The organism is Massilia sp. (assembly GCF_046293535.1).
Taxonomy (GTDB): domain Bacteria; phylum Pseudomonadota; class Gammaproteobacteria; order Burkholderiales; family Burkholderiaceae_D; genus Telluria.
Genome location: NZ_JBKBOV010000028.1, coordinates 39,086 through 64,715, shown reverse-complemented (window position 1 = coordinate 64,715; position 25,630 = coordinate 39,086). Strand labels below are relative to the sequence as shown.

Sequence of the window (25,630 nt, the reverse complement as noted above, 5' to 3'; positions counted from 1 at the left end):
CTTGAATTCTGCCGTGTGCACCTTGCGTTTCTTTGCTTCACCCATTTGCTGTCATCCTTTCGCGGACAACAGCTTAAACTACCCCGTGGTCGCTGTCTCAAAAGGTGGATCCACTATAATCAGCTCGACGGGAATGGGTATGCGGCTTTCTGCTTCTTGGGCTTTTTCGTGGTCATTGCATCGGTCATAAAACAGTCCTCTCAGGATTATTTCATGGCCCCGTTCCACATAGAAAATCTGACAGGCTCTGGGAACATGGACGAGATAGATGCCGTATGAGTAACGCGCTATCGTATCTCCACATCGTTGTAGCCATCTCGATTTCACTTCCCTGCATTTGGGGATAATCATTGCTAGCATGGGGCAAATTACCCATGAAAGAACAGTTGCGCTTAATCTCATTTCTACCAGTAAAGGAAAGATCGCGGCTACCGCGCCTACGTAGGCAAATAGCAGGAAAGGTGGCCTCGTTCGGGGCGTATTGCGTAAACAATAAGCCAGAACACCAGAAAGGAAACATGGGAAGAACCTGATGAGATCGAAGCCCAGACCGAATCGCCGAAGCAGCAATACCAGCGCGACGGAGGCACACCACAAAGCGACGATACGGCGCCAGGCCCGTCCCGAACTTGCCACGGTGAACAGAGCCGGCAAAAAGAGATACATCTGGAGTTCGTAAGGCAAGCTCCATAGAACGGGCGTTACGGAGGGGCTGCCGGTCAGGTTCTGAATCAGGAACACATTGCTCAAGAATGCGAACAGGCTTGGGGGAGTGTCGGAAAATGTCCATTCGACCGACGCGACCAGAACGACGATCACAATGCTCATCGGGTAGATTCTGAAGGCCCGCGCAACGAAAAATCCCAGGGCGATCGGTCGATTCCCGTACGTATGGCACTGGCGTTCCAATGACTGCATCAGGACAAGGCAGGTATGCACAAAGAAGATGTATACGCCAAGCGTGCCAAGGCTCTGGGTATGATATCCGCCGATCGAAGTATAGGAGTGCTCGATGAGAAGATGGCTGACTACCACGAAGCCGACGGCGAGCGCGCGCAGGACGTCCAGATTGGGGGAGCGGTCACGCAGCCCCTGCTGCTGGCTCTCAGTATAAATCGGTCCTGTCGTCCCATACCCGGTACACCCCACCGGAAATCGGTTCTGAGAATAGGATTTCATTGCTTTGCGACCCTGTTTTTACAAGCTTCGAGTATCTCGAAGGCGCTCCCTGCGGCCGAGGTTTATTTTTACTGCTGCATTGAAAAATATAAATATGTACTTTTTCCTTTACGGCCGAAGCAATGCCGTGCATTTTCTTTTCTTTACTACAATCCCCCGATCAATCATTACTATCCCGAGGTCGGTTGTGCGTCGTTTTAATAGTTGCGCTCGTTAGTGGAGGCTGAGGTCTTTTTATTGAATAGAATGCCAATTCGAAACCATTGCGCGCCAAATATATTCTCGGATCCTTGAGCCTGGTTGGTACATTATCTGTGTTAGTGTGGTGGAGCTTTTGATTCAGTACAGGACAACGCAACTTTCAGATTCCGCAGAACGTCACTATTGAAAATTGAAACCAGCTCAGGCATTACTGTCGGTCATTTCTTTCGCTTCATGTGTCCAGAGCAGGTTACAGGTGCAGCCGAACTTTTCTCAGGTAACACTAAATTGATTCAATACCGCACCACTTTTGATACGCAACTTCCGTCTTGAGGTCTGTTACGGATCGCAAGAGCATAGGAACGTAGTGGTCGAGGACAACGGGCTGGAGACGATGCAAGAGATCGCACGCTGTACGACGGACTACCTGCGGACTTATCCGTACGGTGCAGGCGTTGCGAATGCCTATGCGGCGCGCGCTGGCGCCATCGTGGCCTCCTCGCAGATCCTGCAGCACCTGGATGCGGCTGCGCCTCCCCTCGCACTTCCGATCCGGTCAAGGCGCAGCGGCGCATCGTCACCAAGCAAAACCTGGAGCGCCTTGCCGCCCGCAACGCCGAGCTGGTGTGGCGCGCCTTCGATGACCAGCTATCCAGATCGTGGACGCCAGTACCGCGACTTGGCCGGTGCCGGTCTCGAACTAAAGGAGGCGACCCGCGAACTCGAGCGGCTGAATCCCGTGCGCAGGAATACCGGCGTGTGGACAATTAACCTCGAACGTAGCTATGAAGACGGGTATTTCCTGATCGTGGCTGAGCCGCTGGTAGTTACGCGCGAGCCGATGATACATATCGCCGGGCTAGGGGTATGCTGACCTATACCGAGTTCGCCGACGGCGGCAGCATCAACAAAGGCGGGTGGTTCGACAGTCCCTGCCGGGTGAGGCTGAAGATCGGCAGCGCTGGCCAGAGCTATCCTTGCGAAGCGTTCTTGCGTGGCAAGGTCAACGACGAGGCCGTCAAGGCTCTGCGCGCTGATATTGAAGCAGTAGTGCTCGAACGACAGCCGTCGGCGGATGTAGTACCTCTAACTGGTTCGCTACCTCTTGCGGTGAAATAGTTGCCCCATCCTTGGTCATATTAACTGCACGATTACGGTCGAGCACGATTCCGACTCAACGATGCGTTCACATCGCTTCTTAAGAGAAAGCCTCGGCACAAAGTGTCGAGGCTCATCGTTGTGTCAAACTTTATTTGTTTGAGTCAGACTTTATTTGTTTGAGTCAGACTTTATTTGTAGTCCACATCGGCGTGGTCGCCGCCACCGCAATTCGCACTTGCTGCTCGCTTCACTGACCATGGGCAAAGTACCCGATAACATCGGGGAATGCTTCGATTGCTCCTTCCTAGCTCCGTTTTCTCAAATGAAGCCCCTACAAAATCTGGGTGGTTCACGAAGCAGATGAGCGAGCAGTTAATACGGGGTAGCGAGACCGCTTGATACCACTTGGTTGCGCCGCACTAGCAATGACAGCTACTGCCGAAGGGAAACGTGCGCATTACATGAAACGGGACATGTTAAATTCATCACATGCGCCACAGCCTACGGACATTTCTTTTGTGCCTGCTGTTCGTTACCCTGCCGATACAGAGCATCGCGGGGGTGACGAGGTATCAGTGCGGCATGGCGCATCATGCTCTGGCAGTGGACACCGCTCGCTCGTTGGCACACGAAGAGCATGGAATAGGCGCCGATCTGTCTGGCAAAAAAACACACGCTGACGCTGCTACGGCGGCGGCAAAGGCGACCGATCCCGATGGTGCCTGTGCGAACATGGGTGGCCATAAGAGTTCGAGCTGCGGAAAGTGTTCCGGATGCTGTATCGGCAGCTATGCTCCGCCGCCTTTCATTGCCATGACTGCAGCGCAAGAACCTGCGGAAACGCTGCGTTCACCCTCCGTTTCTTCCTTCACCGGGCAATTCCCAGCCCGTCTTGAACGACCTCCTCGCGCTAGCTCATCCCCCTTGTCGTGATGCGGAGCAGCGCATCTCCGAGGCGCAACTACGACTTCAACCTGCTTGCCCAGCACCTGCTGGCCTTCGCCGTCGTGCCGCCGCGTGTGCGGTGGCATCGTAGCCGAAATTGTGAGCTCGTGCGATTGCGCGGCGGTCCTGCTGTGCGCGGCCAACGATTGGCGAGGCGGGCAGATGATGCGGGGCGGATTCCATCGTCCCGCTCGAAAACAGGTTTTCCCTTTTTGACTGGAGAGTTACATGAATGCCTTTGAAATAGGCGACAGTTGCACAAGCAACTGGCGCCGCCGTTTTCTGCAGGGACTCGGCGCCGCAGCAGGCCTGGCAGGATTGAGCCCGCGTCTGCTATTTGCACAGCAAGCGGACCGGCGAAGCCTGCGTGGCACCGAGTTCGATCTCGTCATCGGGCCCACGCCCGTCAACTACACCGGCGCCGAGCGGATCGCCACCGCCGTCAATGGCCAAGTGCCGGCACCGACGCTGTACTGGAACGAAGGCGACACCGTCACGATCCGAGTCACGAACCGCTTGCCAACGGTCAGCTCGATTCACTGGCATGGCATCTTGCTGCCGGCAGACATGGATGGCGTACCCGGGCTGAGTTTCTCCGGGATCGCCCCGGGCCAGACCTTTACCTACCGCTTCGAGGTGAAGCAGACGGGAACCTACTGGTATCACAGCCATTCGGGATTCCAGGAGCAAACCGGGCTGTACGGCCCGATCGTCATCCTTCCCAAGGGGGCAGACCGGGTCCGGGCTGACCGGGATCATGTCGTCATGCTCTCGGACTGGACCGATGAAAAGCCTGAACGTGTGATGGCCAACCTGAAGAAGATGAGCGACTTCTTCAACAACAAGCAGCCGACCTTTGGCGAGTTTGTGCAGGACATCCAGCGCATGGGATTCGCGGCCGCCGTCGACAAGCGCAAGATGTGGAACCAGATGCGCATGATGCCGACCGACTTCAGCGATGTGACGGCCAGCAGGAACATCAGCGGCGCGCTGCGCTTCCTGATCAACGGCGCCACCGCGGAGAAGAACTGGACGGGGATTTTCCGGCCAGGCGAGAAAGTGCGGCTTCGGTTCATCAACGGGGCCGCCACCACGATTTTTGACGTCCGCATTCCTGGATTGAAAATGACGGTGGTCTCTGCGGACGGACAGGATGTGGAACCGGTTGCAGTGGACGAATTCCGCATATCGGTTGCCGAAACCTACGATGTGATTGTCGAGCCTGCCGAAGACCGGGCTTATACGATCTTCGCCCAATCGATCGGGCGCTCGGGATCGGTACGCGCGACGCTGGCTCCACGTCCTGGCATGCAGGCCCCGGTGCCGGACATCGATGAAGCAAAGTGGCTCACGATGGTCGACATGATGGGGGCCATGGCCATAGGAGGCGCGCATGGTGCGCATGGTGCAGCGATGCCGGCCATGAATCGCGCCGCGGCACCAGCCACAGCAGGCGCAGCGGCGCACAGCATGCATTCGATGGCGCAGGGCCAGGCACAGCAGACAATGCCGGCGGAAGCTGCGCACGCAGGCCATGCACAGATGGCGTCGCCAGCAGCCACCCCGGTGCAGCCGCCTAAGGTGACCCACGCACGCACCGAATACGGCCCAGGCGTCGACATGCACGTCGACATGCCCAGGACGAACTTGGACGACCCCGGCGTTAACCTGCGCGACAACGGGCGCCGGGTGCTGACCTATGCCGACCTGCGGACCATTGGCGGCCCTATCGATCCGCGCGAACCGTCCCGAGAGATCGAGCTGCACCTGACGGGGAACATGGAGCGCTTCATGTGGTCGTTCGACGGCCAGAAATTCTCGGAGTCCCTGCCCATCCGCTTTAGGTATGGGGAGCGCCTGCGGGTCGTCCTGGTCAACGACACAATGATGAATCACCCGATCCACCTGCACGGCATGTGGAGCGAGCTTGAATCGGAATCGGGCCAGTTCCAGGTCCGCAAGCACACCATCAACGTGCAACCAGCCCAACGCGTCAGCTTCCGCGTGACCGCCGACGCACCCGGGCATTGGGCGTTCCACTGTCATCTCATCTATCACATGGAAGCCGGCATGTTCAGGGAGGTCGTCGTATCATGAAAAACCAGTCGAAGCGACCGATTCCCTGCGCATTGGTACTTGTCTTGCTGCTGTCGCAAAACGCCGCGGCACAAGCCATTCCGGACTCGGAAGGACGCGGCCAGTCCAGCGAGGCGCCCGCTCCCGGGCAGCCCGCCGTCGATCATGCAGCGATGGGGCATGGCAGCCCCGCATCCACAAGCAGCACCGCGTCTCAAGAAACGCAGGCGCGGCCACAGAGGGATGCCAGCCCGAAACAGGCCAAGGCAAAGCGCTCCAACGAGCCAGGCAAGCAGCAATCCGTCCAGTCCGGGCAGAAGGACCAGCCACAGGAACAACATAGTGGCCATGCCGGGCACGCCATGCCTGCACAGCCAGCGGCATCGCACGCACCGGCGGTATCCGGGCAGGCGCACCCCGGGGATCATGCTGCGATGGGACACGGCAGTCCTGTTCCCACACCGAGCGCGCCCCTACAAGGTGCTTCCACACACGATCATCCTGCCCCGCCGCCGGCGGTCCAATCCGGGCAAGACAGCCAGCACCAGGGACACGGCGCTCAGGCAGGGCATACCATGCCTGTTCAGCCACAACCTGCCCGCCAGGGACAGGCCGGAGCGGTACAGGCGCCCGCCATGGATCATGCGGCGATGGGCCACCCGGCCACAGATGCAGCGCCGGCCACGTCCACCCGCGCGGGAATGGCGCAAACGGGCCAGTCCAGCGGAGGACATGGCATGCAGATGGGCCGGATGCAGGGTGGCCCGCCGCCGGCTGATGCGCGCGACCCCAGCGCCTATAACGAAGGCACACAGTTTGCGCACCTTGGCAACCACGAGATGAACGATAACGCGCCGTTCTGGAAAGTCTTGGTGGACAAGGCCGAGGCAGCCAAGGGCGATGGCGAGCGCGGGCAGAATGTCGAGCTCGAGGCGTGGTACGGCAACGACTACAACAAGGCGTGGGTCAAGTTCGAGGGGGAGCGGCGGGGCGGAACGCTGGAAGCGGCGCGTACCGAGCTGCTATGGGACCGGGCATTCGCGACCTTCTGGAGTACCCAGCTTGGCATCCGGCACGACAGCGGCGAGGGCAAGAGCCGGGACTGGCTCGCCTTCGGTGTGCAGGGCCTGGCGCCGTACTGGTTCGAGACCGAAGCCACGGCCTACTGGCGACCAGGAAGCGGACTTGCGGCGCGGCTGAACGCCAAGTACGAGGTGCTGTTCACACCGCGCCTGATCCTCGAACCCGAGATCGGCGCCAACCTGTACAGTCGCGCCGACCCCGAGCGCGGGACCGGAAGCGGGCTCTCGGACATCAATGCCGGCCTGCGCCTGCGCTATGAGATCACGCGGAAGTTCGCGCCCTATCTCGGCGTGACCTGGAGCAGGCAGTTCGGAAGGACCGCGGACATCACGCGGCAGCGGGGAGGAGACAGGAGCGAGGTGCAGGCGGTGGCCGGCGTCCGTTTCTGGTTCTGATCCCACGCGGAGCATCAGGATCGCTATTCGACGCGTCAGACAGGCGCGCGACGTCCTGGAAGAGGCGACCTGTCAATGAACTTCAAGGAGAAAGATCATGAACCAGAATCAGTTTCAATCTTGCATCCAGGCTTGCTACGACTGTGCCCAGGCCTGCGACAGCTGCGCCGCCGCCTGCCTGCAGGAGCCGGATCCGAAGATGATGGCCCGTTGCATCGAGCTGGACAATGAATGCGCGGCGATGTGCCGCCTGGCCGCACAACTCATGAGCCGGTCGAGCGAGCACGCCATGCAGGTGTGCCAGCTGTGCGCCGACATTTGCGAAGCCTGTGCGGACGAGTGTGCGCAGCACCAGGCGCAGCATTGCCAGGACTGCGCCGCGGCTTGCCGCCGCTGTGCCCAGGAGTGCCGCAGCATGGCCCAGTCTGGTTCCGGCGCCGGGACCGCAACCGGCGCCCACGCGGCATCCCACTGAGCAGGGGGGCCGGCGTCCGTCGGCCCTTAGCACCGAGCAAGTACAATCTCAGGAGAACAGATTATGGCAAACAATATGAATACAGCAAGAGACCGATTGGAAGCGCGCCTGCAGGACGCAGGTGAGCGCGCGCTGGAGCGGGTCGCGGCGCAGCAGTCCCGGTTTGACGGCATTTCCTTCGATTTCGACGCCGGCAAAGCACCCTACGATTATGCGATCCGTGTCGGTACCGGCTCCTCCAATGCATTCCAGGGTAGCGAAGCACGCGACTACTTGTGGGGGCTGGGCGGCAATGATTCGCTGGGTGGTGGCGCGGGGCAGGACAACCTGTTCGGCGATGCCGGGGCCGACCTGCTGGTCGGCGGCGACGGCGGCGACCGCCTGGTGGGCGGGATGGGCAACGATCGGCTGTTCGGCGGCGCGGAAGCCGACGGGCTGATGGGCGGCATGGGCAACGATATCCTCGACGAGGGCGATGGGCACGGTGACCTCAACGGCGGAGCGGGCGACGACATCCTGATCGGCGGCCGTGGCGCCGACGCCTTCATGATCTCTCCCGACAGCGGCAACGACGTGATCCGGGATTTCACGGCTGGCCCAGGCATGTTCGACCACCTGGCGATCAGTGGCCTGCGTTGGGGCGACCTGTCCTTCGCCGATACGGTCGAAGGCGTCAGGATCAGCTGGAAGGGCGGCTCGGTGCTGCTCAACGGGGTGACGAAGGCCGAGCTGTCGCAGGACGACTTCATGTTCGCCGATTCTCCCGAGCTTCCGCCATCCTCGCGCCCCGCCAATGGGCCAACGCCCGAGCGAGCGACCATGAGCCAGGAAGGTCCGGCGATCGCAGGCTCGGACCGTGCGAACCCGGCGTTCGACCGTATCGCCGACGCCATGCTCCGGCGCGACACGCCGGTAGGCTTCGACTTCACTGGTGACGAACACTATACCGTCAAGGTCGGCACGGACGGCGCCGACCGGTTCGATGGCGGTGCGAGCTGGGACCAGCTGTTCGGTCGCGACGGCAACGACCGGCTGTTCGGTAACGGCGGCAACGACATCCTCCAGGGAGACGCCGGTAACGACCAGCTGGACGGCGGCGCGGGCTCGGACCGCCTTGATGGCGGCATGGGCAACGATCGGCTTGCCGGCGGCGACGAGGAAGACGAGGTGATGGGGGCGGAAGGGGACGACACGATCGACGCCGGTGCCGGCCACGACATGATCGAAGGCGGCATGGGCAACGATACCATCCGCGGCGGCACAGGCGCCGATGCGTTCATGGTGATGCCCGACAGCGGCCACGATATCGTGCTCGACTTCGAAGCCAGGGGGGCGGCGCAGGGCGCCTTCGATCACATCGCGTTCATCGACATCCTGCCGGAGCAGGTATCGGTACGGGACGTCGACGCCGGCGCGCTCATCTCATGGGATACCGATGGCGATGGTTCCGCGGACGGCTCGGTACTGCTGCAGGGAGTCTACAAGGTCGACCTGCGCCAGTCCGACTTCATGTTCAACGAAGAGCCGGCGTTTATCGCAGGGATCAGTACTGTCGGATCAGGCTACATTTTCTGATGCGGTGGCCGCCCGACCCAGTGAGGTCGGGCAGAAAGGCGGGCAGCCAACGCCCGCCTTCCCAATGTCACTTCGCCTTGCGCGAGGACCAATGCACGTGCACGATCAACCAATCGTCGCCCTTCTTCTCGAGGACGGCGGTGCCTGTGCCGAACACGTGCACCGGTTGGCCGCGCGAGGTTCCGGTCGTCTCCGTTTCTTCCCAAACGACCGCAGTGTTGCCATCGATGCGTTCGGTCTGCTTCAGTACTTTCCGGGTCGAGCTCTTGGCGAACTGCATGTCGCCGCCGAGGTGATGACTCGCATATTCGTCGCGCGAGCGTTCCACGTAGCCGGCTTCATAGATCGCAATCTCGGGAGACAGCTGCGCGAGCGCCTTCGTCTTGTCGCCGCTGACAAGCGCTTCATGGAAAGCCGCAAGGGTCTCCTTGGGCGACGCTGCAAAGCTGCTTGCATGGATACCGAACAAGCCGGTGGCCAGGATAATAACTGCCAGTGATTTCTTGAACACGTGTACTCCTTGGATATAGTTATTGTTTAGGACGCCATAGGTGGCGAAGTTGAGGTCAGGAAGGCTGCTGCGATGAGCACCGCGACAAGGACGATTGCCTCGACCTGCAGCACGCGTGCAAACAGGCCGCCGGCAGCGCGCGCCTCTTGCCCTTGCTGTTGCAGGGAGCGCAGCAAGGCAGGCATGACAACGAAGCGGTTGAACCCACCAAGCGCCGCCGCGCACAATACCAGCCCGACCTTGATGAGCAAGGTCGTTCCGTAAGGATTGCCGAACAGGTCCGCAGGGCTTTCCAGCACGCGCCAGGTGCTGATCGCACCGGTCGCGAAAATGCCGACCAGGGCGACGGTCGCGCTGCGCGAGAGGGCGTCGACATAGAGTGCGCAGTCGGCCCGGCTCCCTGATGCGGCGTCAGGCAGGACTCGCAAGGTGATCAAGCCCGCCACGATCACTTCTCCCACCCAGATACTGATCAACACCAGGTGGACCCAATCGGCTGCGACGGCCCAGGTGAAGTCGCCAGCAGCGCCGGCGTGGCTGACCATGCTGCGGCTGTAGAGCAGCACGCCGATCGCCCCGATACGGACTGCGGATGTCGCTGCGGCTGCCTGGAAGCGCGCGCCAGCGGCGGAGGCCGCCCCCGCCACGACAAGCGCGGCAGCGCCGATCATCCACGCGAGCCCGAAGTGTGTCCCGGTGATGAGTGACCGCACTGCGGGCCATGCTTCGGCAAGCGGGACTTCGGCCATCGACGCCGCCTCGATCCAGAGAATGGCGACATAGGCCAGTATCGCCGTGCCAGTTCCCGCCAGCAGGGCCGTCCGCAGGCGCGGCAGCATGGCGCGCGCCCACGGGGAGGTCCTGGTGCGCAACCAGAGCGTTGCGGCGCTGGCCCCGACCAGTACGGCCAGCGACAGGTTCAGAAAAGCGGTGACGGCGCGCTGCGCGGACGCGAAATCCGACTCCAATTACTTCACCTGGAACGAGAATTCGCCCTTGACCTTGTGTCCATCGCGGGTGACTGTGGTCCATTGCACGCGGTAGGCCCCCGCGTGCAGCCCCGGCGTGGTGGCGATCAGCGCCTTCGCGTCGGCAGGGTCGGCAGCGATCTTCGACGGCTCCACGACCGCCCCTTTCTCGTCGACCAGTTTGACCTTGCTGAAGGGCAGTTCCAGGGGCTCATCGAACTGCAGGCGCACCTCGGCCGGTGCGGTGCTCACGACGCTGTTGGCCTGGGGGGATGAGGCCAACAGTTTTGCGTGGGCGAGGGCAGCTGGAGCTGCGATCGTCGCCACGGCTGCGGCTGCGGCAAGGACGAGGTTCTTGATGTTCATTTCTTTCTCCTTAATATCCTGCGCACTGTGCGCAGGGCTAGGTGATGGGACAGGTTGTGCTTACTGCGCTTTCTGCATCTGTACGATGGTCACGGCGCCGTTCACCCGGTCGGCTGCGAACTTGACGTTGTCGCCCACCTTGACCTGGTCGAGCATACTCGCGTCCTTCACGCGCAGGACCATGGTCATCGCGCCCATGTTGAGGTTCTTGATTTCGCCGTGGCGCAAGGTGATCTTGCCGGCCTCTTTGTCGATCTTCTTCACTTCGCCATCCGTCAGCTCCGCCGATGCCGGCGCTTCGTGGCCCGCATGCGCCGCGCCATGGCCTGCGTGGGAGTCCTGCGCGAATGCGACAGAGCTTGCGGCGCTCATGACGATAGCCAGGGTCAGTTTCGAGAATGCGTTCATCGTCGTTCCTTTCGTTGGGTTGGTTCAGTTGTAGTGTTTGAAAACTTTGGTCTTGCCATTGGCCTGCACCAGCAGGACGTCGAACGGGTCCTTGCGCGGACCTTCCATGCCGGGGGAGCCGAGCGGCATCGCGGGTACTGCCAGTCCCTTTGCCTTTGGCCTTTCGGCCAGCAACCGCTTGATGTCGTCCGCCGGCACGTGCCCTTCGATCGCATAGCCTCGCACCATCGCGGTATGGCACGAGCCCAGCTCGTTGGGGATACCACCCCGTTCGCGGTAGTCCGACGGGTTGGCGACGTTCGACACCTTGGTAGCGAAGCCGTTGGCCTTCAGATGATCCACCCAGGCCGCGCAGCAGCCGCAGGATTCGCTCTTGAATACCTCGACGACCGGGGCGGCCGCCATCGCAAACAAAGGTGTGCACAACGCAGCGGCGAGTGCGGTCTGACGTAATAATCGTTTCATGAGAGACTCCTTTGGTACTCTGGTTGGGTCATACTCTAGTTAGTGATGGCCCTGGTGGCCAGTCGGCTTACGAACAGTTACCTCGATGTCTGCAGGCTTCGTGGCGGGCATGGACTGGCCGCCCCCACTCTGGTTGCGTACCGCCGCTGGCGGCTCGCCTTTCCATTCGTACGCCACCGTGCCGGCGGGGTGCTTGTACCAGCCCGGATCCTTGTAGTCGCCCGGCTTCTGATCCTTGCGGACCTTGAGCACCGTGAACATACCGCCCATCTCGACGCCACCGAACGGTCCCTGGCCGGTCATCATCGGCAGCGTGTTTTCCGGCAGCGGCATCTCCATGTCGCCCATCGAGCCGCCTTTCTCACCCATGACCATGTAGTCGGGAACGAGCTTCGTGATTTTCTCGGCCACGCCCCGATGGTCGACGCCGATCAGGTTCGGCACGTCATGTCCCATCGCGTTCATGGTGTGGTGCGACTTGTGGCAGTGGAAGGCCCAGTCCCCCGGCTCGTCCGCGATGAACTCGATGGCGCGCATCTGGCCTACGGCGATATCGGTCGTCACCTCCGGCCAGCGCGACTCCGGACGGGTCCAGCCGCCATCGGTGCCGGTGACCTCGAATTCGTGGCCATGCAGGTGGATTGGGTGATTCGTCATCGTCAGGTTGCCGGCGCGGATGCGCACGCGGTCGCCCTGGCGCACGTTCATGGTGTCGATGCCCGGGAAGGCGCGGCTGTTGAAGGTCCAGATGTTAAAGTCGAGCATCTCGTTGACGCGGGGCGTATAGCTGCCCGGCTCGATGTCATAGGCGTTCAGCAGGAAGACGAAATCGCGATCGACCTTGTGATGGGCCGGGTTCTTTGGGTGCGTGACCCAGAAGCCCATCATGCCCATCGCCATCTGCACCATCTCGTCGGCATGCGGGTGGTACATGAAGGTACCGGGGCGGCGAGCGACGAACTCGTACACGAAGGTCTTGCCCGGCTGGATCCCGGGCTGGTTCAGGCCGGTGACGCCGTCCATGCCGTTGGGCAGGCGCTGGCCATGCCAGTGGATGCTGGTGTGCTCTGGCAGCTTGTTGGTCACGAAAATGCGCACGCGGTCGCCTTCGACCACTTCGATGGTCGGGCCCGGGCTTTGGCCGTTGTAGCCCCACAGGTTCGCCTTCATGCCGGGCGCGATCTCGCGCACCACGGGTTCGGCGATCAGGTGGAACTCCTTGACGCCGTTGTTCATGCGCCAGGGGAGAGACCAGCCGTTCAGTGTAACGACCGGGTTGTAGGGGCGGCCGTTGGGCGGCGGAGGTGGCGGCTGCGTTGCGGCGCTGCTCATGATCGGCGCTTCCGGGAGGGTGGCCGCACCAGCGCGGCTGACCAGTCCTGCGCCCACGAGGGCGGCTGCGCCAGTGAAGAAATCTCGACGAGAACTCATTGCTGATTCAATCCTTGTTTAATGTCCCGCGGCGGCTTCGGTTGCCGCGGCGGTGGAAGCCATGGAGATCGACGAACCGCCAGTGCCGGTGATGGCGGCCTGCAGATCCGTTTCGGCGATCCAGAAGTCACGTTGGGCATCGATGGCCGCATTTACGCCCGCAATCTGCGCACGCGCGTCGGCCAGCAGTTCGAACACGCTCATGAGCATGCCGTTGTATCGAAGCAGGGACTCCTCGGAGATTTTCTTCCGCAGCGGGACCAGCTCGTCCCGATGCTGCCTGGCGACGTCATAGGTGGTGCGGTAAGCGGAGTAGGCTTCACGGACCTGGGAGCGAGCGCTAATGGCGGTGTCGGCCGTGCGGTGGACCGATTGCATGTACAGCGCTTCGGCTTTCGCGACACGTGCGCCTCCCCAATCGAAGATCGGCAGGGCTAGCTCAATCTCGTAACCGTTCTCCCGCGGCGAACCGGACTTGCTCGAGTTGACGTAGCCAGCCTCGAGCACGTTGATGACGCCGGTTGCCTTCGTCAGACCCAGGGCGCGCGCGGTCGACTCGGTGCCGAGCTTTGCCAGGCGCACATCGAGGCGCTGCTGCATGGCGAGCGACTCGATACTGCCCGCCTCACGCGGGGCCTCCGGCAGGTCCGGCAGCCTGTCCGGAAGCCGGAAGGCCGTGTTCTCGCCCCACACCCCCATCAGCCGCGCCAGCTGCTCGCGCGCCGCCGTCGCGTTGTGGCGTGCGCGCGCCAGCTGGGTCGAGGCTTCGCTTGCGAATGCCTGCTCGCGAGCCTGGTCGAGGGCACTCAGGTGTCCGACCTTGGCCATGCGTTGCGCAAGCTCGGCGCTCGCGCCGGCTGCCTCGCGGACTTGTTCCGCGTAGCGCGCCGACTGCACTGCCGCGACGGCATTGAAGTAGGCCTTGCGGGTGTCTGCCGCCAACCGGACCGCTTCGGTTGCCGCGGCCAGCTTGGCGCCCTCGAAGCGACGCGACTCGATATCGCGGCGGATCGGGATGGTGACGAGCCCGACGAGGTCGAACATGACGCTGCGCTCGATCTCGGTCTCGCCGCCACCGGACATGCGGCCAAAGCTGAAACCGGGGTTGGCCATGCGGCCGGCTTGCACCAGGTCGGCCTCGGCGACACCCAGTTCGGCGAGCGAGGCACGGAGGCCACGGTTGTTGAGCAGGGCGGCACGGACCGCCCTGTCGGCGGTGAGCGGCTGTTTCAGCAGCTGATTCAGCTCGTCCTGGATGGCCGCGCCATCGGCATTTGCCTTTGGCAGGCGAATGTCCTGGCCGGTGCGCTCGGCGGTCAAGGCCGAAACAGCGTCCAGGCCGCCGTCCTTGGAAAACGTTGCGCAACCGGTCAACGCAAGGAGCATGGCGCCCGCCGCAACGGCGCGCAGTGCAGGAATAGAAAGCTTTGTTGTCATTATCTGTTCGGCTTAATGATGTTTGCTGTGATCCACAGGCGCCGGATTGGCCGGCTTCGCTGGCGTGGCGGGCGCGGACGGAGCCGGCGCCGCGTTGTGGCCGTGGTGGTTCTGCTCACCGCCGTGAGCACCATGCCCCGCGTGGCTCGGCACTCCCGCAACAGCATCGTTTGCGGCGCGCCAGGATTTATCGGGCGTCGTCTGGCCGTCCTGCGGTGCAGGCGAACGACTGGGAATGACCGATTCGTACACGGTCGGTGGCACCGCCACGGCGGGGTCTGCAGGGTCTGGCAGCGGACGGGATTGCTGGGCGTGCGCGTACATCGGCAGGACCAGCAGGACGCCAATAGCGGCGGCCAAAAGCTTGGAGGTCATGGACAATCCTCAAAATCGGTAACAGGGCGTGCACGGGCACGCACGATTGCTCAAGAGCGATGACGGCGCCGCCAAAGGGCAGCGGGTCACCTCTTGTTACGATTAAGCGGATTGGTGCCGCGGAGGGCGTCGGGGGCCGTCCTGGATGAAGCCAACGGCAAATGCCGCAGGCGCAACGACGACTGCGTCGGAGCCGTCGAAAGCCGGGACAGCGAAGTGAGTGGAGGGTGGCGCAACGGCGCCCAGGCAGAACGCGGAGCATGCACTGCAGGTGGAGTGCGGTTTCTTGCTTGGCTTGGAGTCTGTCAAATCGGCGCCGACCAGGGAGTCGTCCGATTGGCTTGCATGCTCGCCACCGTCATGAGCGTGCGCATCGGCCATGTGCTCGTGGGACTGCATGTCCAGATTAATCGAAGTCTGGCTGGACTGCTGGTGAACCGGGCCGCAGGACATACGATTGGCCGCAAGCGCGTGCAGAGGAAGCACGGCCAGCAGGAGCCAAACCAGAAATGTCCTAATTGCGCGGTTCATAGTTGCCGTGAGTATAGCACGACATTTTTGGCTGGAGCAGCCCTTAAGGCTAACCAAAGTCAGGGCGGCAGGCACGGCTAGTCGACGAGATGTACTGACAGGGTGTGTTAGCGCACAGCATGCCTCATCGGACTTCATCCAGAATCGCGAATGGACGTGCTGCGTTTTTTCGGCGTCGTACGGTGATCAATTTCGTTCGAGGAGACGAACATGAAGAAAATCCGGGCCCGTATTGCTCTCATGGCCGGTGCGCTTGCACTAGTTTCTGGTGTGTCAGTGAACGCGTTTGCGCAGTCGGGGCAGCACGCACAGCATGGCGCCGCGTCTGGCCAGGCGGGGCAGCACCAGGGCATGCCTGGTCACGAGATGATGCAGTCGATGGAGGCCATGCACCAGAAGATGTCGAGCATGCAGATGACCGGTGATCACGATCACGACTTCGCCATGATGATGCGTTCGCACCACCAGGCCGGCATCGACATGGCAAAGGCCCAGCTCAAGAATGGCAAGGATCCGCAGATGCAGGCAATGGCCAAGAAGGTGATTTCCGACCAGACTAAGGAAATCAAAAAACTCGACCAATGGCTGTCGAAACACCAGGCATCGGGCAAGTAGGGGCCGGGCCACGGCACCGGTGTAAGGGTTAGACGCCGGTGCCGCGATCGCCTCGTCAGGTCTTCTCCGCAAAGAAAGCTTGTCACTCCGTATCGGACAGCGGTACATCAAAGCAAATGCTACAGTTTTTGGCATGACTGCCGCCTTCCGAAAGATAGCCTGGTGTTTGCTGTGTCTGTTGGTCGGGTACCATGGGTACGCGACCGCGGCTGTCACATGCCACAACTTGAAGGCTGAACTGCAGGTCGTGAAGACAGATGCCCGGGCCCATAAGGATGATTGCCCGCAAATGCGCTCCGGCGTGCCAGAAAGCAGCGATGGAAGCTGTTACAAATCGAAGTCGCTCTGTTGCTCGCACTTTAACCTTCCCTACGCGCCTATCCCCTCATCCACACCGCTGGGCGCACCTTCCACTTCTTCCGAGCGGTCGCATTCCTTCCAGGCCGCCTTTTCCAGTTTCACCCCCCCCGTCCTCGATCCGCCTCCGCGCCCTTGACGCATTGCATCGTGCCGTCCCCGCGTTGCCGTTCGCAAGCGATACGAGGCCGCAAGGTATTTGATCTCTCCTTCGAAGCTGCAGGTCCGCGTTTCTCTGCGCGGGCACGGTGGCGTTCGCATGAACAACTGAGCAATGAGGTAGAACATGAAAAGCAATAATGCATTGCCCAAGCCAGCTCTGCTGGCGGCTCTCCTATTGTCTGTCGTGGTGCCGGTACGTGCCGACATCACTATTTTTACCGACGAGGCAATGTTCCTGTCGGCAGTGTCGGCGTCCGGAACCGACCGTTTCGACGACCTTCCAGCCTCTGAACTGGATGCCGAGCTCTCACGTACCGCGGGTGCATACGGGTATCGGGTCAGTGCGGGACCGGGAGAAGGTGGTTTCTTTCCAGCGATGAATGAAGGCGACGTCTATCTGGCGCCGACGCTTGCCGCCGATGCCGTGCGCTTCAACGCGTTTTCACCCGGGGTGTTCGGCTTTGGCGGGAGCTTCTTCGCGACCGATGCCTATGGCGGCTATGTACCCGGACGAACGATCGAGCTCACGGCGATGGACGGATCAAGTATCGCAAGCTACACCCTGGATGGATCGGCACCCACCTCGTTCCTCGGATTCCTGTCGACCCGCCCCTTGACCGAGGTAGCGCTGCGCACCATTGGCGAGCAAGGAAATGTCTACTGGGCGACCGCAAACAATGTTGTCCTTGCTGTGCCGGAACCATCGGCATACGCGATGTTCCTAGTGGGGGCAGGCATCGCCGCCTGCGCAGTACGGCGCCGGCGAGGGCTTGCCTTCGCCTCGGCTAAATGAATCGTTCTATTGTGTCTAAAGGAGCCAACATGAACACCGCAACCAATCATTCCGACCGTTCTTCCGTTGTCCGCAACCTCCGCGCGCTGGTGCGCAATCTCGGACTGGGCCTGAGCTTGCTCGTGCCTGCCATCGGCGTGGCCCACGCCGACGGACCGGGCAGGGGAGCGACCGCACAGTTTGAAAAGAATTACCTCGTCTTCATTATCAATCACCACTATTCCGCCCTGCGGATGACCGAACTGGCTGCCGGTACGGACCTGACCCGTGACGCGCAGGTCGTAGCCCCCCAGGAGGGGACGTCACCGACGCCAGGCTTCAACGCGACCCCGGCAAAGGCGAGCGACGACGAGATCAAGTCCATGGCGCGTATGGGAAACCGTGAGCAGCGCGAGGAGATCGGCCGTGCCCAGCGATTCCTGAGGGAGTGGTACGGCATCCATTATCAGCCACAGCTCACGGCGGACGGCCGACGCATGATTGCCATGCTCGAGGCGACGCCGGCCGGGACGCAGTTCAACCAGGTCTTCCTGAGGTCCTTCAGCAACCATCACCTGGGTGCGCTTGCGCCGAGCCTGCACTGCACGGTCAAGAGCGACCTGAACCATGACGGGTTGCGGCGCTACTGCGAAAACATCGTGGTCGTCCAGAAAAACGGCATCAACGACATGCGGGAGATGCTGTGTAAGCGCTACTCGGACTGCGGCTTTGTACCGATGACAGGTGACAAGCGGAAGGACAACGAGTTCTGACCGGAGATGGGTTGAAGCGGCTGCGAAGCCGCTTCAACCTGGCAGGCATGCCGCTACCTGCGCCTTCGTTCAGCGGAAATTCCGCTTGACCTTTCCATCATTGGAAGGTTTACAGTGGACTAGTCCACTTTTCGGAGGCAATTTATGTATGAGTCCACCCGCCGCGAGGCCCACAGTTCAGACGAGCGCATGGCCGCAATGCCCAGTACAGCCTTGCACGACTTCGCGCGTGCGAAGCAGGCAGAGAGTGCGCTCTCCGATTCGGACGAGACGCCACGCTGTCTGTTCTGCCGGTACCGCAGTCCAGGTGCCGGAAAGGAGTTGGCGCATGCCTAGAATTACCGTACTATCGCATCCGGAATGCGCGCCCGGCGGCGCGTCGATCGAGGCCGCTCCCGGCACCAGCATTTGCGACGCGCTGCTGGAAAATGACGTCGACATCGAGCACGCATGCGGCAAGGTTGGTGCCTGCACGACGTGTCACGTCATCGTAAGGGAGGGATTCTCGTCCCTCGCCCAAGCGAGCGAGGATGAGGAAGACATGCTTGACCGGGCTTGGGGCGTGGAGCACTTATCCCGGTTGTCGTGCCAGGCCATCGTCGCGGAGATAGATCTTACGGTCGAGATCCCGCGGTATTCCCTGAATCACGCCAAGGAAAACGGATAGACATCACAGGTCGCGCACCGCTTGCGACAAGCGGGGCTGCGCGAGGACAATCGTTTTTTACTGGAGCTGCCATGAAACATGAAGTGCATGATCACGCCGGTCACCAGCAGAAGGGCCACGAATGCCACCACGCGCACGGGCATCACGCCGTCGACGCCGCCCGCGACAGAGGTATTGCCGGCGCATCCCAGCATCATCCGACTGCTGCGTCCGATAAGCCCTATACCGATCCCGTATGCGGCATGAGCGTTGCTGACCGGCCGGATCGGCGCGTCGAGCACGACGGAGTCCTCTATCACTTCTGCAGCGTGAAGTGCATGGACAAGTTTCGCGCCAGTCCCACCAGCTATACGGAGAAAAGCGCCCCGGCGGCTATGCCCGAGGCGCCGCCAGGGACGATCTACACCTGCCCGATGCATCCGGAAATCCAGCAAGCCACCCCGGGCAATTGTCCGATATGCGGAATGTCCCTGGAGCCGATGCTGCCGTCGCTGGAGGATGAAGAGAATCCGGAATTGGACGACTTCCGCCGTCGTTTCCGGTGGACGCTGCCGCTGACGGTCGTCGTCACCATCCTGGCGATGGCAGGACACCGGATCTTTAGCGGTGGTCTTGCTTACCAGAGCTGGATCGAACTCGTCCTCAGCACGCCTGTCGTCCTGTGGGCTGGGTGGCCCTTCTTTGTCCGTGGTGCGCAGTCGTTCAAGAATCGCAGCCCCAATATGTGGACCTTGATCAGTATCGGGGTCGCCGCGGCGTATGGCTACAGCCTGGTGGCGACCGTGTTCCCGGGCCTGTTTCCGTCGAACTTCGCGATGCACGGCCGTATCGGCGTCTATTACGAGGCCGCCGCCGTCATCGTTTCGCTGACCCTGCTCGGTCAGATCCTCGAGCTACGCGCACGCTCGCAGACGTCGGCGGCGATCAAATCCTTGCTCGGCCTTGCACCCAAAACGGCCAGACGGATTCGCGCCGACGGCACCGAAGAAGACATCGAGCTTTCGCACGTCCATATCGGCGATTCGTTGCGGGTGAGGCCTGGCGAGAAGGTGCCCGTTGACGGGGTGGTCCTGGAGGGCGAAAGCGCAGTGGATGAAGCCATGCTCACTGGCGAGCCGCTTCCGGTGACGAAGCGCCCCGGCGACAAGGTCATCGGCGCAACCATCAATACGAGCGGCAGTCTCGTCATTCGCTCCGAACGGGTGGGGTCGCAGACCATGCTGTCCCAGATCGTGCAGATGGTCGCGCAGGCCCAACGTTCGCGGGCGCCCATGCAGCGCTTGGCCGACGTGGTCGCCGGCTATTTCGTCACCGTCGTCGTGGCTGTCGCGCTGCTTACCTTGATCGGTTGGGGACTGTTCGGGCCAGAGCCCAGCTGGGTCTACGGTTTCGTGAACGCCGTTGCGGTCCTGATCATCGCCTGCCCGTGCGCATTGGGCCTGGCGACGCCGATGTCGATCATTGCCGCGACAGGCCGCGCCGCCACCCAGGGCGTGCTGTTCCGCGATGCCGCAGCGATCGAAGCGATGCGCAAGGTCGATACGATCATCGTCGACAAGACCGGCACGCTCACGGAAGGGAAACCTGCGTTCGACCGGGCGATCGCTGCGCCCGGGTTCGAGGAAGAGGATGTTCTACGGATCGCGGCAAGTATCGACCAGGGGAGCGAGCATCCGCTGGCACACGCCATCGTCGCGGAAGCGCGCAGGCGGAATCTGCCGCTGCACAAGCCTGAAACCTTCGAATCGTCCAGTGGGATCGGTGTACGCGGCACAGTGCAGGGCGAGCGGGTAGCATTGGGCAATACGGCGCTCATGGACACCGAAAAGGTCGACTGGACGCCACTACAGAAGGCCGCGGAAGAGCTTCGCCAAGTCGGTGCAAGCGTCATGTACCTGGCACTTGAGGGAAAGCTTGTCGGCCTGATCGCAGTATCCGATCCAGTCAAGGCGACGACGCCGGAAGCACTGGCGACGCTGCGCGATGCCGGCATGACGGTGGTGATGGCGACTGGAGATGGCGTGACCACGGCGAAGGCGGTCGCGTCGAAGCTCGGGATTTCCGACGTCTATGGAGAGGTCAAGCCGCAGGATAAACTGGCCTTGGTCGAACGGCTGCAGCAACAGGGCAAGGTAGTGGCGATGGCCGGCGATGGCATTAACGATGCTCCGGCGCTGGCGAAAGCGGATGTTGGGATTGCAATGGGTACCGGTACTGACGTCGCGATCAATTCGGCGCACGTCACACTCATCAAGGGCGACTTGCGTGCAATTGCGCGATCGCGACTTCTTTCGCTGGAGACTGTGCGCAACATGAGGCAGAATCTCGGCTTTGCCTTCGTTTACAACGCCATGGGAATTCCGCTGGCCGCAGGTCTGCTTTATCCCTTTACCGGGCAGCTACTATCGCCGATGATCGCCGCGCTGGCCATGAGCCTGAGTTCGGTCTCGGTGATCGGTAATGCACTGCGCTTGAGGGGAAGTACCACATGAACCTGGTTGTTACGGACGAGATGCGGGATCTGACGGTACTGGTCGGGGTCATCTTTGGCATCATCGCGGCCGGGTTCATCGCTTACGGCGAGGTCCAGCGACGTCGCGGTCGCAAAGGCCGGACGAAAGAAGCCAATACGCGTGGCAGAAGAAAGCCTGGCAGGGCTGGCAAGAGCAGGTAGGGCGCCATTTCGCTCATCGTCCGAGTACGGCGGCGTCACAATGTGCTCAGGCGCGCGAGGACCACTCGTCCGGTCGTAGGGGCGGGTCGCTGGAGGCTAGGCGCTTAGCGCACGGCGAGGACCGACTTCCGGATACTCTCGGCCCCAGACGGCATTGCGCCGCACTCAAGCGCTAATTTGTGGAATTCTTCCGCGGCCTCGTGAGGATTAAGCCGCGCTGATCGCACAGTGGCACGTGCAGCAGGAGCCAGGTCGTTGATGTCCCCATAGGTCAAATACCCGGAGAACGCCATGGCCTCCTTGAATTTCGCAACGATATTCGGCGGAAGAGCAGGGCCATAAATGAAGTATTCGAGAAACTTCAAGAAATTCCCATGAGCATAGATTTCAGTACCTGAAGTGCCGTTATTCTCGAAAACCTGCTGACGGGATTTCCCGCGCCCTCCTGGATTGCGCGCGGGATCTGTGAAGTATAAAAGCCGCACTTCTGGGATCGCTCCGCGTTCCAATAAGGACTCGGTCAGGGCAGCCATTGGCATGAGGGATGCGCGGAGCTCATCATGCGACGGATTGCGAAACCTGATTTGGTCCAGGAGATCGGTTTCTCGCTCGGTCAGTTCGATGTCGGGTACTCGCAAACCAGAACCTCCTTACAAGATGAAAAAGCGACCAGCTCGACCAATAGCCCGCTATTGCTGACTGCTAGTGTAGCAAAGACTAATTTCTTACGGTAGCTGAGCAAAGGGCCACTGCTTCTGCAGCACGTCGCGAGTTGTGAGTATTGGTTAGTTTGTGGCCGAAAGTTCGGCGCTAAAAACCGTATATCGCTTCATCTTGCGAATGATTCGCCATCCTCCGCTATCCAGTGTTGTTCGTAAGTAGCACCGTCTGTCCTAACTCCTCTCCCAAACTGCTCTTGAGCAATGTATGTAAGGTTGCTTAGCGGATACTACTGCTAGTTAAGTCGATTCTGAATGTCCTCCGGTTGGACTTCCGATGGCTCGACGGTACTGACTGTCGAGACCGCCTGGTCTGACACTCGATACCTTGGAGTACGCGGGACCGCGGGTCTCGTGCAACTTGCGGCGCCACAGCATACAGGGACATTGGCACACTAATAATCCTGCTTTCGTGTTTACGAATCGTAGAGCGAAGTTGGCAGTATTTCCTTAGTAGAAGAATAAACATAATCCCTTTCCCGTCAGTAAATGGGCGGGAAGCCCGTAAAGGGAAACAACATATGGCAGAGTTTGACACCGCGCGAATTGCCGACCTGGCCCAGCATCTCCTTTCGACACAGAACAGGCCAATCCGGCTGATGCTGGACCATGCTGGGGACAAGCCCGATGGACAGTTGCTAGCCCAGAAGATCACCGGTCACGAAGCAATATGTGGCGGTTTCGAGTTTCGGATTCTGTGCGTCGCCGAGAGCGCAACCTTCGCCCTCAAGAATTTCATCGGGATGCCTGCGGAGCTGCAGATCGTCACGGACAGAGGGCAATTGCGCCGGCTGTGCGGCATCGTTACCGGCGCCTTGTCTGGCCAGAGCGACGGTGGACTGGCAACCTATCAGCTGGTCATGCGCGACGCGTTGTCGGTGATGGAAAACCGCGTGAATACGCGAATATTCCGAAACATGAGCGAACTGGACATCGTCGAGACCCTCATCGCGGAGTGGCGTTCCAACAATCCGCTTCTTGCGGCCACGTTCGACCTTGAAATCCATGCGCGCCTATTGAACGGAAGGCTGCCGCAGCGTGAATTCACCATGCAGCACAACGAATCGGATGCAGTTTTCCTTCGCCGCCTGATGCAGCGGCGCGGGATCGCCTGGTTCTTCCGTCCGGGGCTTCCCGATCGGGAGGGCGGCGGCAGTCAGTCAAGAAATGCAATCGGACACACTCTGGTTCTCTTCGACGACCCGGCTTGCCTTCACCAGAACGAAGCGGGGAGCGTGCGCCTCCACCGGGATGCCGCGACCGAAGAGCGTGACGCCATCACGGACTGGAGTGCCGAGCGCAACCTGCAGCCCGGCAGATTCTCTGTGTACAGCCCGGATTACAAGAATCCCGCCGCAACGCCAATCACGACCGCGCAATCCCAGTCCCAGGCGAATCAGGGCGAGCTTGGCAACCGGTTGGCGGCAGGGCTGGAAGAGTACTACGTCGCGGCGCCACACCTGGGCGACACCGCGCTGGATCTGACGGCGCTAGGCGACGTGCAGATGGCGCGCTTCGAGTACGTCTCGAAGTCCTTTCACGGCGAAGGGGGTGTGCGTGACCTGGCTGTCGGTGAGTGGTTCAGTCTCGTGGGGCATCCGGAGATTGACCTGCACCCGCAGGAGGAACGGGAATTCGTCATCACCGAGCAGCGAATAGTGGCTCACAACAACCTGCCGGTCGACATCAGCGCCCGAGTCGAGCGCCTGTTCAACCGGAATGGCTGGAAGCAGGACGACGACGGCATTCAAGCAGGCGGCAGCCTGGAGCAAGCCGGCTACAAGACGCGCTTTTCCTGCGTCCGGCGCGGTGTGCGCATCGTTCCGCCGCGTCGCGTCCTGAGGCGCCCCCAAATTCAAACCGCGATCGTGGTTGGCCCACCCGGCGAGGACGTGTGGTGCGACGATATTGGTCGGGTGAAGGTGCGCTTTCCAGCAGCACGGGCGCAGGATCATGTCCATGCGAATGGCGCCGGCGCTTCCGGCTCCGATCGAGACTCGGCGTGGGTCCGTGTGGCCTCGAACTGGGCCGGCAACGGTCCCGGTAGCGGCACGCAATGCGGCGCCCGATTGCTGCCGCCGGTCGGTACCGAGGTGCTGGTCGACTGGGCAGGGGGCGACCCGGACAAACCCATCATCGTTGGCCAGCTCTACAACGCCGTTGCGCCTCCCCCGGCGTTTCGACACGAAGCGGCACTGCCTGCCACGAGGTATCAATCGGGCCTGCGCAGCCGCGAAGTGCACGGCCACCGCGGGAACCAGTTACGGTTCGACGACACGCCACGAGAGATCAGCGCCCAACTCGCGAGCGACCATGCGACGACCGAGCTGAATCTCGGCTTCCTCACCGAGTTGCGGCAGGACGGCCAGGCCGCACCGAGAGGCGAGGGTGCCGAGCTGCGCACCAGTGAAGCGATCGCCTTGCACGCTGCGCGTGGGATCTCCCTGAGCGCGTGGAAGCTCTTGGGTGCCGCCACCTCCAAGGGCGGCCAATTGGAACGGGGCGAGTTCCTCGGCATGATGCGCGAGTGTGGCGAGCTCTTCGCGTCTCTCGGGAACTATGCGGCCGAACACAATGGCGTGCGGGCTGACGCCAAGGAACAGGACGAACTGCTGGCACGATTCAAGAACTGGGAAGATGGCAGCAACACCGCGCCGAACGCGACTGCGCCACGGGAGCCGGTGATCGGCGTGACGTCGCCGGCCGGCATCGGCTTTGCCAGTTCCAAAGCCATCGTCAGCTACTCGGCTAGGAACATCGACACGGTCGCGCAGCAGCACCTGCAGCTTGCAGCTGGCCAGCGCTTCGCCGTCAATGCGGGCAAGGGCATATCGCTCTTCGCACAGCACGGCGGGCTGAACGCAATCGCCCATAACGGCAAGCTCGTCCTCCAGAGTCAGCACGATGACACCAGTATCGACTCGGGAAAAAACATGCAGCTGACCGCCAGCGACGGCGTGGTTACCGTCTCGGCGAAGGCACTGCACCTGGTGGTGGGCGACGGCTCCTTCATCCGGATGGGTGATGGTGTGTTTGTCATCGGCAGCAAGCATCCGATCCAGCTCCATGCGCCGGACTACCTCTACGATGGACCGGAAACGATGACGCCTCTGCGTCCGACCTTCAACAGCGAAGGAGCGGACCAGAAGTTCGAGCTGCGCTACCCGCCTTCATCCCGGGTGGAAAACGGCGAGCCGGTCATGGGGGGAATCGTCCGGGACGCGAGCATGGATATATCGCTGAGCGACGGGTCGAGTATGAAGGCGCGTAGCGGCGCCGATGGAAAGTCCGAACTGATTGCGCGCGAAGCCATGCACATGGCCGACATCGGCTTGCTGCGTGGCGGTGGCGACAAGTAGCCTCCAGGAG

The 25,630-nt window shown here is 61.5% G+C and carries 22 protein-coding genes; 12 read left to right on the top strand and 10 right to left on the bottom strand.

Going from position 1 to position 25,630, the window contains the following annotated elements:
- Positions 1-78: 78 nt before the first annotated feature.
- A complete protein-coding gene (locus tag ACK4S9_RS15480) occupies positions 79-1,179 on the bottom strand; it encodes an acyltransferase family protein (RefSeq protein ID WP_409727139.1) in 1,101 nt (366 codons plus the stop codon).
- Between the two features lie 568 nt (positions 1,180-1,747).
- Here ACK4S9_RS15480 and ACK4S9_RS15475 point away from each other — a divergent pair.
- The 6 genes from ACK4S9_RS15475 to ACK4S9_RS15450 all read left to right on the top strand — a co-directional run bounded on the left by ACK4S9_RS15475 (position 1,748) and on the right by ACK4S9_RS15450 (position 9,030).
- Entirely contained in the window at positions 1,748-2,254 is a 507-nt protein-coding gene (locus tag ACK4S9_RS15475) for a hypothetical protein (protein WP_409727136.1), read from the top strand.
- The gene (locus ACK4S9_RS15470; protein ID WP_312184311.1) at positions 2,248-2,499 is read left to right on the top strand and encodes a hypothetical protein; all 252 of its coding nucleotides are present in this window, start codon (positions 2,248-2,250) and stop codon (positions 2,497-2,499) included. Before ACK4S9_RS15475 ends, ACK4S9_RS15470 begins: the two co-directional genes overlap by 7 nt.
- 1,155 nt (positions 2,500-3,654) lie before the next feature.
- Positions 3,655-5,523: a copper resistance system multicopper oxidase gene (locus ACK4S9_RS15465; protein WP_409727133.1), complete on the top strand. Its 1,869-nt coding sequence runs from the start codon at positions 3,655-3,657 to the stop codon at positions 5,521-5,523.
- 614 nt (positions 5,524-6,137) lie between these two features.
- Positions 6,138-6,980, top strand: a complete 843-nt coding sequence (locus tag ACK4S9_RS15460; protein ID WP_409727131.1) for a copper resistance protein B — start codon at positions 6,138-6,140, stop codon at positions 6,978-6,980.
- Positions 6,981-7,077: 97 nt separating this feature from the next.
- A complete protein-coding gene (locus ACK4S9_RS15455) occupies positions 7,078-7,455 on the top strand; it encodes a four-helix bundle copper-binding protein (protein WP_071362878.1) in 378 nt (125 codons plus the stop codon).
- 63 nt (positions 7,456-7,518) lie between these two features.
- Entirely contained in the window at positions 7,519-9,030 is a 1,512-nt protein-coding gene (locus ACK4S9_RS15450; protein WP_409727128.1) for a calcium-binding protein, read from the top strand.
- A 67-nt stretch (positions 9,031-9,097) separates the two neighbouring features.
- On the opposite strand, the gene ACK4S9_RS15445 is transcribed toward ACK4S9_RS15450, so the two are convergent.
- From ACK4S9_RS15445 to ACK4S9_RS15410, 8 genes are read right to left on the bottom strand one after another with little or no spacing between them, the layout of a single operon-like run.
- Complete coding sequence (locus ACK4S9_RS15445; protein WP_083415461.1) at positions 9,098-9,541, bottom strand: YybH family protein; 444 nt, start codon at positions 9,539-9,541, stop codon at positions 9,098-9,100.
- Between the two features lie 26 nt (positions 9,542-9,567).
- Entirely contained in the window at positions 9,568-10,509 is a 942-nt protein-coding gene (locus ACK4S9_RS15440) for a copper resistance D family protein (protein ID WP_312183838.1), read from the bottom strand.
- Positions 10,510-10,875, bottom strand: a complete 366-nt coding sequence (gene copC, locus ACK4S9_RS15435; RefSeq protein ID WP_409727123.1) for a copper homeostasis periplasmic binding protein CopC — start codon at positions 10,873-10,875, stop codon at positions 10,510-10,512.
- Positions 10,876-10,935: 60 nt separating this feature from the next.
- Complete coding sequence (locus tag ACK4S9_RS15430; RefSeq protein ID WP_071362874.1) at positions 10,936-11,283, bottom strand: copper-binding protein; 348 nt, start codon at positions 11,281-11,283, stop codon at positions 10,936-10,938.
- 24 nt (positions 11,284-11,307) lie between these two features.
- On the bottom strand, positions 11,308-11,748 hold the full coding sequence (locus tag ACK4S9_RS15425; RefSeq protein WP_312183835.1) for a DUF411 domain-containing protein: 441 nt from the start codon (positions 11,746-11,748) through the stop codon (positions 11,308-11,310).
- A gap of 39 nt (positions 11,749-11,787) precedes the next feature.
- On the bottom strand, positions 11,788-13,179 hold the full coding sequence (locus ACK4S9_RS15420) for a multicopper oxidase family protein (protein ID WP_312183833.1): 1,392 nt from the start codon (positions 13,177-13,179) through the stop codon (positions 11,788-11,790).
- 18 nt (positions 13,180-13,197) lie between these two features.
- Positions 13,198-14,616: a TolC family protein gene (locus ACK4S9_RS15415; protein ID WP_312183831.1), complete on the bottom strand. Its 1,419-nt coding sequence runs from the start codon at positions 14,614-14,616 to the stop codon at positions 13,198-13,200.
- A 12-nt stretch (positions 14,617-14,628) separates the two neighbouring features.
- Positions 14,629-14,991, bottom strand: coding sequence for a hypothetical protein (locus ACK4S9_RS15410; protein WP_143054573.1), 363 nt, complete (start codon positions 14,989-14,991; stop codon positions 14,629-14,631).
- Positions 14,992-15,732: 741 nt separating this feature from the next.
- Between ACK4S9_RS15410 and ACK4S9_RS15405 the strand changes: the two genes are divergently transcribed.
- The 5 genes from ACK4S9_RS15405 (at position 15,733) to ACK4S9_RS15385 (ending at position 21,360) form a co-directional block, all read left to right on the top strand.
- Positions 15,733-16,137: a DUF305 domain-containing protein gene (locus ACK4S9_RS15405; protein WP_229410196.1), complete on the top strand. Its 405-nt coding sequence runs from the start codon at positions 15,733-15,735 to the stop codon at positions 16,135-16,137.
- 643 nt (positions 16,138-16,780) lie between these two features.
- The gene (locus ACK4S9_RS15400) at positions 16,781-17,449 is read left to right on the top strand and encodes a PEP-CTERM sorting domain-containing protein (RefSeq protein WP_312183828.1); all 669 of its coding nucleotides are present in this window, start codon (positions 16,781-16,783) and stop codon (positions 17,447-17,449) included.
- Positions 17,450-17,478: 29 nt separating this feature from the next.
- Complete coding sequence (locus ACK4S9_RS15395) at positions 17,479-18,201, top strand: DUF305 domain-containing protein (RefSeq protein WP_071362867.1); 723 nt, start codon at positions 17,479-17,481, stop codon at positions 18,199-18,201.
- Between the two features lie 328 nt (positions 18,202-18,529).
- Positions 18,530-18,868 (top strand): ISC system 2Fe-2S type ferredoxin, encoded by a 339-nt coding sequence (gene fdx, locus ACK4S9_RS15390; RefSeq protein ID WP_312183824.1) that lies wholly within the window; start codon positions 18,530-18,532, stop codon positions 18,866-18,868.
- Between the two features lie 71 nt (positions 18,869-18,939).
- Positions 18,940-21,360, top strand: a complete 2,421-nt coding sequence (locus ACK4S9_RS15385; RefSeq protein ID WP_409727114.1) for a heavy metal translocating P-type ATPase — start codon at positions 18,940-18,942, stop codon at positions 21,358-21,360.
- A gap of 286 nt (positions 21,361-21,646) precedes the next feature.
- On the opposite strand, the gene ACK4S9_RS15380 is transcribed toward ACK4S9_RS15385, so the two are convergent.
- The gene (locus ACK4S9_RS15380; protein WP_083415459.1) at positions 21,647-22,180 is read right to left on the bottom strand and encodes a hypothetical protein; all 534 of its coding nucleotides are present in this window, start codon (positions 22,178-22,180) and stop codon (positions 21,647-21,649) included.
- Positions 22,181-22,782: 602 nt separating this feature from the next.
- On the opposite strand from ACK4S9_RS15380, the gene ACK4S9_RS15375 reads away from it, so the two are divergent.
- Complete coding sequence (locus tag ACK4S9_RS15375) at positions 22,783-25,620, top strand: type VI secretion system Vgr family protein (RefSeq protein WP_409727111.1); 2,838 nt, start codon at positions 22,783-22,785, stop codon at positions 25,618-25,620.
- The last annotated feature ends 10 nt before the right edge of the window (positions 25,621-25,630 follow it).